General features: G+C 70.0%; 7 protein-coding genes and 1 pseudogene. 5 read left to right on the forward strand and 3 right to left on the reverse strand.

Going from position 1 to position 7,953, the window contains the following annotated elements; translation table 11 throughout:
• The 3 genes and pseudogenes from F3J10_RS33060 to F3J10_RS33070 form a co-directional block, all read right to left on the reverse strand.
• Positions 1 to 138 (reverse strand): annotated as a pseudogene (locus F3J10_RS33060) (chorismate--pyruvate lyase); the annotation flags it as partial.
• Positions 135 to 2,033 carry a molecular chaperone HtpG gene (htpG, locus tag F3J10_RS33065; protein WP_167234232.1) on the reverse strand — a complete coding sequence of 633 codons (1,899 nt, stop codon included), beginning with the start codon at positions 2,031 to 2,033 and terminating at the stop codon, positions 135 to 137. The pseudogene F3J10_RS33060 and the gene htpG, both read right to left, overlap by 4 nt.
• A gap of 260 nt (positions 2,034 to 2,293) precedes the next feature.
• The gene (locus F3J10_RS33070; RefSeq protein ID WP_167234233.1) at positions 2,294 to 3,787 is read right to left on the reverse strand and encodes a PLP-dependent aminotransferase family protein; all 1,494 of its coding nucleotides are present in this window, start codon (positions 3,785 to 3,787) and stop codon (positions 2,294 to 2,296) included.
• 415 nt (positions 3,788 to 4,202) lie between these two features.
• Here F3J10_RS33070 and F3J10_RS33075 point away from each other — a divergent pair, with 415 nt between their 5' ends.
• The 5 genes from F3J10_RS33075 to F3J10_RS33095 all read left to right on the forward strand — a co-directional run.
• Positions 4,203 to 4,886 (forward strand): VOC family protein, encoded by a 684-nt coding sequence (locus F3J10_RS33075; protein ID WP_167234234.1) that lies wholly within the window; start codon positions 4,203 to 4,205, stop codon positions 4,884 to 4,886.
• Between the two features lie 66 nt (positions 4,887 to 4,952).
• On the forward strand, positions 4,953 to 5,864 hold the full coding sequence (locus F3J10_RS33080; protein ID WP_025096547.1) for a DMT family transporter: 912 nt from the start codon (positions 4,953 to 4,955) through the stop codon (positions 5,862 to 5,864).
• A gap of 45 nt (positions 5,865 to 5,909) precedes the next feature.
• The gene (locus F3J10_RS33085; RefSeq protein WP_167243851.1) at positions 5,910 to 7,085 is read left to right on the forward strand and encodes a PLP-dependent aminotransferase family protein; all 1,176 of its coding nucleotides are present in this window, start codon (positions 5,910 to 5,912) and stop codon (positions 7,083 to 7,085) included.
• A gap of 61 nt (positions 7,086 to 7,146) precedes the next feature.
• A complete protein-coding gene (locus F3J10_RS33090) occupies positions 7,147 to 7,605 on the forward strand; it encodes a RidA family protein (RefSeq protein ID WP_013698971.1) in 459 nt (152 codons plus the stop codon).
• Positions 7,602 to 7,953, forward strand: a 352-nt coding sequence (locus F3J10_RS33095; RefSeq protein ID WP_167243852.1) for a PhzF family phenazine biosynthesis isomerase, incomplete at its 3' end; no start/stop codon positions are given. The genes F3J10_RS33090 and F3J10_RS33095, both read left to right, overlap by 4 nt.

Here is a 7,953-nt window from a genome sequence, read left to right on the forward strand (position 1 = left end):
GCTGACCGCGCCGAGCGTGGCCAAGTGCGCCGTCAGCGAACCGCCGCGCGTGAGCCAGTCGCGGGGCGCGGCGCCCAGGCCGGGACGCGGCACCACGCGCCAGTGCGCGTCGGCCGCGTCGAAGCGCGGCCGTGTCACGCGGCGCGCGACAGCAGCAGCGCGTTGGTGCGCTTGACGAAGGCGGCCGGATCTTCCAGCGCGCCGCCCTCGGCCAGCAGCGCCTGGTCGAGCAGCAGGTGGCACCAGTCGGCGAAGTCGGCGCCTTCGGGCTGCAGCTGCTTGATCAGCGGATGCTCGGGGTTGATCTCGAGGATCGGCTGCATCGCCGGCGCCTGCTGGCCGGCCGCCTTCAGCATGCGCTGCAGGTAGCCGCTCATGTCGTTGTCGTCGGCCACCAGGCAGGAGGGCGAATCGGTCAGGCGGAAGGTCACGCGCACTTCCTTGACCTTGTCGCCGAGCGTTTCCTTGATCTTCTCGACCACCGGCTTCATCGCCTCGCCGGTTTCCTCCTGCGCCTTCTTCTCCTCGTCGTCGAGCGCGCCGAGATCGAGGTCGCCGCGCGCCACGCTGGCCAGCGGCTTGCCGTCGAACTCGTTCAGGTAGGACAGCATCCACTCGTCGACGCGATCGGTCAGCAGCAGCACCTCGACGCCCTTCTTGCGGAACACCTCGAGGTGCGGGCTGTGGGTGGCGGCCTGCCAGGTGTCGGCCGTGACGTAGTAGATCTTGCTCTGCTCGGGCTTCATGCGCGAGACGTAGTCGGCCAGCGAGACGTTCTGCTCGGCCGTCTCGCCCTGCGTCGAGGCGAAGCGCAGCAGCTTGGCGACGCGCTCGCGGTTGGCGTTGTCCTCGCCCACGCCTTCCTTCAGCACCTGGCCGAACTCGGTCCAGAAGGTCTTGTACTTGTCCTTGCCGGCATCGTCCTCGGCGTTCGCGAATTCCTCCAGCATCGACAGCGTGCGCTTGGTCACGCCGTCGCGGATGGTGCGCACGTCACGGCTTTCCTGCAGGATCTCGCGCGAGACGTTGAGCGGCAGGTCGGCCGAATCGACGATGCCCTTCACGAAGCGCAGGTACTGCGGCAGCAGTTGCTCGGCGTCGTCCATGATGAACACGCGCTTCACGTACAGCTTCAGGCCGCCGCGGTAGTCGCGGTTCCACATGTCGAAGGGCGCGTGCGCCGGCACGTAGAGCAGTTGCGTGTACTCGCTGCGGCCCTCGACGCGGTTGTGGGTCCAGGCCAGCGGGTCCTGGTGGTCGTGCGCGACGTGCTGGTAGAACTGCTTGTACTGCTCTTCGGTGATGTCCTGCTTGGAACGGGTCCAGAGCGCGCTGGCCTGGTTGACGGTCTCGTCCTCGTCCTTCTCGACCATCTCGCCCTTTTCCTGGTCCCACTCTTCCGCCTTCATCAGGATCGGCAGGCCGACGTGGTCCGAGTACTTGCGGATGATGGACTTGAGCTTGTAGGAGGACAGCAACTCGTCCTCGCCCTCGCGCAGGTGCAGGGTGATGGTGGTGCCGCGCTGGGCGCGCTCGATCGCGTCGACCGTGAAGTCGCCCTCGCCCGCGCTTTCCCAGCGCACGCCTTCCGAGGCCGGCGCGCCGGCGCGGCGCGTCTCGACCGTGATGCGCTCGGCGACGATGAAGCCCGAGTAGAAGCCTACGCCGAACTGGCCGATCAGCGCGGCGTCGCGCTGCTGGTCGCCCGACAGCTTGGAGAAGAATTCCTTGGTGCCCGAGCGCGCGATGGTGCCCAGGTTGGCGATCGCCTCGTCGCGGCTCATGCCGATGCCGTTGTCGTCGATCGTGACGGTGCGCGCGGCCTTGTCGTAGCCGATGCGGATCCGCAGGTTCGGATCGTTCTCGTAGAGGGCACCGTTTTCCAGTGCCTCGAAACGGAGCTTGTCGGATGCGTCGGACGCGTTCGACACCAGTTCGCGAAGGAAGATTTCCTTGTTGCTGTACAGCGAATGGATCATCAGATGGAGGAGCTGCTTGACCTCCGCCTGGAAGCTCATCGTTTCATGTGCCATTGCGTTTTCCTGTAGCCAAAGGGGATGAATGAGGGAGGAGATCCGCCGGGCCCGGCGGCACTCGCCGCGAAGGCGGGGCCGGATCCGCGCCGGATCGTGTCTTCGGGCACCGAAATGGGGCCGGCCGGGGCGATTTCAAGACCCCGGGGCGATTGATGTTATTGATCGTGCGCGGCTCCGGATCGACTCGGCCGGGCGCGGCTCGCCCGCCAAAGGAAGCGAACCGTTCCGGTGGCGGTCCCGTCCGTCAGGGCCGCCGGCTAGGCCGCGTCCAGCGTGCCCTGGCCGGCCTCGGCCGGGCGCCGCGGCACCGAATCGAGGTAGCGCGCGAGGAACGGCGCGAGCGCCGGATCGCCGCAATTGGCGACGTTGAAGCGGGTCCAGGTGGACGGCGACTGCTGCGGCGAGAACAGGCTGCCCGGCGTCAGCAGGAAACCCTCCTCGTGCGCGGCGGCGGCCAGCGCGTCGGAGTCGGCGCCGGTATCGGCCCACAGGAACATGCCCGCCGAGGGCATCGTGAACAGGCGCATGCCGACCCGCTCCAGCATCCGGGCCGTCTTGTCGCGCACCCCGTCGAGCCGGCCGCGCAACCGCTCCACATGGCGCCGGTAATGGCCCTCGGTCAGCACCTTGTAGAGCACCCGCTCGTTGAGCTCGGGGGTGGTCATGCCGGCCAGCATCTTCTGGTCGGTCAGCGCATTGGCGATCTCGTGCGAGCAGGCGATGTAGCCCACCCGCAGGTTCGCCGCCAGGGTCTTGGAGAAGCTGCCGACCAGGATCACCCGCTTGAGCTGGTCGAGGCTGGCCAGGCGCGTGGCCGGGTAGCGGGCCGGACACAGATCGCCGTAGACGTCGTCCTCCACCACCAGGAAGTCGTAGGCCTCGGCCAGGCGCAGGATCCGGAACGCCTGCGCGGCCGACAGCGAGGTGCCGGTGGGATTCTGCAGCACCGAATTGATCACCAGCATCTTCGGCCGCCACTGCTGGACCAGGGTCTCGAGCGCGTCGAGATCGGGGCCGGCGGGCGTGTAGGGCATCCCGACCAGGCGCGCGCCCTGCGAGGCGAAGCGGCCGAACATCTGGAACCAGGCCGGGTCGCCCACCACCACGGTGTCGCCGGGCCGCACGAACAGCCGCGCGATCAGGTCGATCGCATGCGTGATGCCCGAGACCATCACCAGTTGCTCGGGCGTCGCGCCGATCTCCTGCTCGGCCAGGCGCGTCTGCAGTTGCTGGCGCAGCGGCAGGAAACCCTGGGCGCGGCCCAGGCCGAGCATCTGCGCGCCGGCCTGGCGGCCCAGCGAGCGCAGCGCGCTGGTGATCAGCTCGCCGTCGAGCCAGCGCGCCGGCAGGTAGCCGAGCCCCGGCCCCTTTTCCGGGCTGACCGTGCGCAGCATGTTGCGCAGCAGCCAGACCACGTCGATGGTGTTGTCGACCGCGGCCGGCGGCGCGTCCTGCTGCGGCCGGGGCGTCTCGCCGGGCAGCGCCACCGGGCCGCGCTCGCGCACGTAGAAGCCGGAGCCGCGCCGCGAATCGAGGTAACCCTGGGCCACCAGCCGCTCATAGGCTTCCACCACGGTGAAGCGCGACACGTTCTTGTCGATCGCCAGCTTGCGGATCGAGGGCATCCGCATGCCGGGCCGGAACACCCGCTCGTCGATGCGACGGCGCGCCCATTGCACCAACTGGTCGACCAGGGTCAGCGTGGCGGTGTCGTGCGGCGCGGGGATCTGGTCGAGCGGAACGGTGGACATCGGCGGCCTCCGGCGGGCGTGAACTGTACAGAAAAGTATTGCGCCGATTGTACCGTTACTGTTCCGGTCGACGCGATTACAGTTTTCAGGTCGCCAGCGCAGAGTGGACGAGCCATCGCCCGGATTCGGAGTGGATTCGCCCCGGATCCGGCAAATACCCGGCATCGTTCGCTCCGCATGGCTGCGCGCCCGGGCGCCCGCTACCATCGAAGCCCGTGCGCCCCGCCGCCGCGGCCGCCGGATCCACCCTCCCGGCACCGCCGGCCTTGCCCGAACCCGCCCGCACCGGCTCGATCGAGCCCGGCCGCACGCCCCGCGCCTGCGGTCCGCGGGCATCGCCGCACGTCATCCGTGCGTCCCGCCCCGGCCAGCCGTCCGCGCGCACGCAGCAAGGAATCCGACCATTCGAACCGCCATGAACGCACGACCGCTGAAACTCGACCATCTGGTGATCGCCGCCCGCACCCTCGACGAGGGCACGGCCTACGTCGCCGACACGCTCGGCACCGAGCCCGCCGGCGGCGGCGCGCATCCGCTGATGCGCACCCACAACCGGCTGTTCGGCCTGTGGGGCGGCGCCTACCTGGAGGTGATCGCGATCGATCCCGACGCGCCGGCGCCGTCCGGCGCGCCGCGCCCGCGCCTGTTCGCCCTCGACGAGCCGGCCATGCAGCAACGCCTCGCCAAGGGCCCGGCGCTGGTGCACTGGGTGGCGCGCGTGGAGCCGCCGCGCCACCTGGATATCTGGCGCCGCCAGTATCCGGAGCGGATCGCCCCGGTCGCGCGGATGAGCCGCGGCGACTGGCGCTGGAGCCTGACGGTACCCGCCGACGGCACCTTCCCCGACGCCTCGGGCCAGGCGGCCGACGGCATCGCGCCCTCGCTGATCCAGTGGGACACGCCGCGCCATCCGTCCGACACGCTGCCGCATCACGACGTCGTGCTCGGCTCGCTGAGCGCCACCCATCCCGAGGCCGAGGCGATCGTCGCGCACCTCGACTGGCTCGGCGCCGGCCAGCTGGTGGCCGTGTCGGCCGATCCCCAGCGCGCGCTGGTGGCCAGCTTCGACACCCCCAAGGGCGCGCGCACGCTGCGCTGAAGGCGCGCCGCCCGCGCCATTCACCCATTCGCCCATTCACCCCATCCTTCCGGAGCCTCGATCAAGATGTCCGATTCGCGCGAAACCCGCGGCATGCTGCTAGGCCTGCTCGGCGTGACGATCTTCAGCCTGACGCTGCCCATGACGCGCGTCGTCGTCACCGAATTCCACCCGCTGCTCAACGGCCTCGGCCGCGCACTGGCCGCCGCCGTGCCGGCCGCCCTGCTGCTGTGGTGGCGCCGCGAGGCCTGGCCGACGCGTGCGCAACTGAAGAGCCTGGCGGTGGTCTCGGCCGGCGTGATCGTCGCCTACCCGGTGTTCTCGGCCTGGTCGATGCAGACCGTGCCGGCCGCGCACGGGGCCGTGGTCAACGGCCTGCAGCCGCTGCTGGTGGCGCTCTACGCGGCCTGGCTGTCGCGCGAGCGGCCCTCGCGCGGCTTCTGGCTCAGCGCGCTGGCCGGCAGCGCCCTGGTGATCGCCTTCGCGCTGCGCGACGGCGGCGGCCGCCCGCAGATGGGCGACCTGCTGATGCTGGTCGCGGTCGGCGTGGGCGCGCTCGGTTACGCCGAGGGCGCGCGCCTGGCCAGGCAGATGGGCGGCTGGCAGGTGATCTGCTGGGCGCTGGTGGTGTCCGCGCCGTTTCTCGCCGCGCCGGTCGGCTGGCTGGCCTGGCAGCACCACCTCACGCACGCCGAACCGGTGCCGACGGCGGTCTGGCTGGCCTTCGCCTACGTGACGCTGTTCTCGCAGTTGATCGGCTTCTTCGCCTGGTACGCGGGCCTCGCGATGGGCGGCATCGCCCGCGTCGGCCAGGTCCAGCTGCTGCAGATCTTCTTCACCATCGGGCTTTCCGCGCTGCTGTTCGGCGAGTCCGTGACGCCGTCCACCTGGCTGTTCGCCGCGGCCGTGATCGGCACCGTGATCCTGGGCCGCCGCTCCGGCGTGCGGACCCTGCCCCAAGCCGCTCGCGCCGGCTGAGCGCGCAAGCGATAATCCACACCTTCCCCACCCGATGAGGACATCATGAGTGAGCTGCCCCAACCGAACTGGCCCCTCTCCGAACGCGCCCGCAAGCTGACCAGCTCCGCGATCCGCGAGATCCTGAAGGTCACCGAGCAGCCCGATGTCATTTCGTTCGCGGGTGGCCTGCCGGCGCCCTCCACCTTCCCGGCCGAGCGCATGCGCGAGGCCGCCGACCGCGTGCTGCGCGACGCGCCGGCCGCCGCGCTGCAGTACAGCGCCACCGAAGGCTTCCTGCCGCTGCGCGAGTGGATCGCCGAGCGTCATCGCGTGCGCACCGGCCAGGTGCTGATCACCACCGGCTCGCAGCAGGCGCTGGACCTGCTCGGCAAGGTGCTGATCGACCCGGCCAGCCGCGTGCTGGTGGAAACGCCCACCTACCTCGGCGCGCTGCAGTCCTTCTCGCTGCACGAGCCGAACTACGTGCAGGTGCCCAGCGACGAGTCCGGCCTGGTGCCCGAGGCGCTCACGCCCGAGCTGACCGCCGGCGCGCGCCTGCTCTACGCCCAGCCGAACTTCCAGAACCCCACCGGGCGCCGCCTGCCGGTGGAGCGCCGCCGCGCGCTGGCGGCCTTCGCGCAGACGAGCCCGTTCCCGGTGATCGAGGACGATCCCTACGGCGCGCTCAACTACCGCGGCGAGCCGCTGCCGACCATGCTGTCGATGGCGCCCGACCATATCGTCCATCTCGGCAGCTTCTCCAAGGTGCTCGCGCCGGGGCTGCGGATCGGCTACCTGATCGCGCCCGAATCGCTGCATTTCAAGCTGGTGCAGGCCAAGCAGGCCACCGACCTGCACACCCCCTCGCTGACCCAGCGGATCGCCCACGAGGTGATCCGCGACGGCTTCCTCGACGAGCACGTTCCCGACATCCGCGCGCTGTATGCCTCACAATGCGACGCGATGCTCGACGCGCTGGCGCGGCACATGCCGGCCGGCGTGAGCTGGAATCGCCCCGAAGGCGGCATGTTCGTCTGGGTGCAGTTGCCCGCGAGCATCGACAGCATGGCCCTGCTCGAGGCCGCGATCGCCCAGAACGTGGCCTTCGTGCCGGGTGCGCCGTTCTTCGCCAACGACGCGCAGGCCAATACCCTGCGCCTGTCGTTCGTGACGGTGCCGCCCGAGCAGATCGAGCAGGGCGTCGCGCGGCTCGGCAAGCTGTTGCGCGAACGCCTGTGAGGCCCGCGCCGGTTTCCGGCCCCTGGTCACTCCTCCAACCCAAACCAAGGACATACGACAGATGGCAAACGTCTACGACAAGCTGAAGGCACTCGGCATCGAACTCCCGAGCGCGGGCGCACCGGCCGCCGCCTACGTGATGAGCGCGCAAAGCGGCAATACGGTCTACCTGTCGGGCCATATCGCCAAGAAGGACGGCAAGGTGTGGGCCGGCAAGCTCGGCCTGGACCTGTCCACCGAGGACGGCCGCGCCGCCGCGCGCGGCGTGGCGATCGACCTGCTGGCAACGCTGCACGCCCACACCGGCGACCTGAACCGCGTCAAGCGCATCGTCAAGCTGATGAGCCTGGTCAACTCGACGCTCGAATTCACCGAGCAGCACCTGGTCACCAACGGCGCCTCGGAGCTGATCGCCGAGGTGTTCGGCGACGCCGGCAAGCATGCACGCTCGGCCTTCGGCGTGGCGCAGATCCCGCTGGGCGCCTGCGTCGAGATCGAACTGATCGCCGAAGTCGAATGACGGCGCGGCGGGTTCGCTTCAAGCAGGTCGACGTCTTCACGGCGGTGCCGTTCCACGGCAATCCGCTGGCCGTGGTGTTCGATGCGGATCCGTTGTCCGACGCGCAGATGCAGGCGATCGCGCGCTGGACGAACCTCTCGGAAACGAGCTTCGTCTGCACGCCGACCGATCCGCGCGCCGATTACCGCGTGCGGATCTTCACCACCCACCGGGAACTGCCCTTCGCCGGCCACCCGACGCTCGGCACCGCCCACGCGGTGCGCGAGGCGGGCCTGGCGCCGCGCACGCCGGGCCGCCTGGTCCAGCAATGCGGCGCCGGGCTGGTCGAGCTGCGCGAGCCGGCCGAAG

This window comes from Burkholderia sp. Cy-637, assembly GCF_011753175.1.
GTDB lineage: Bacteria > Pseudomonadota > Gammaproteobacteria > Burkholderiales > Burkholderiaceae > Burkholderia > Burkholderia gladioli.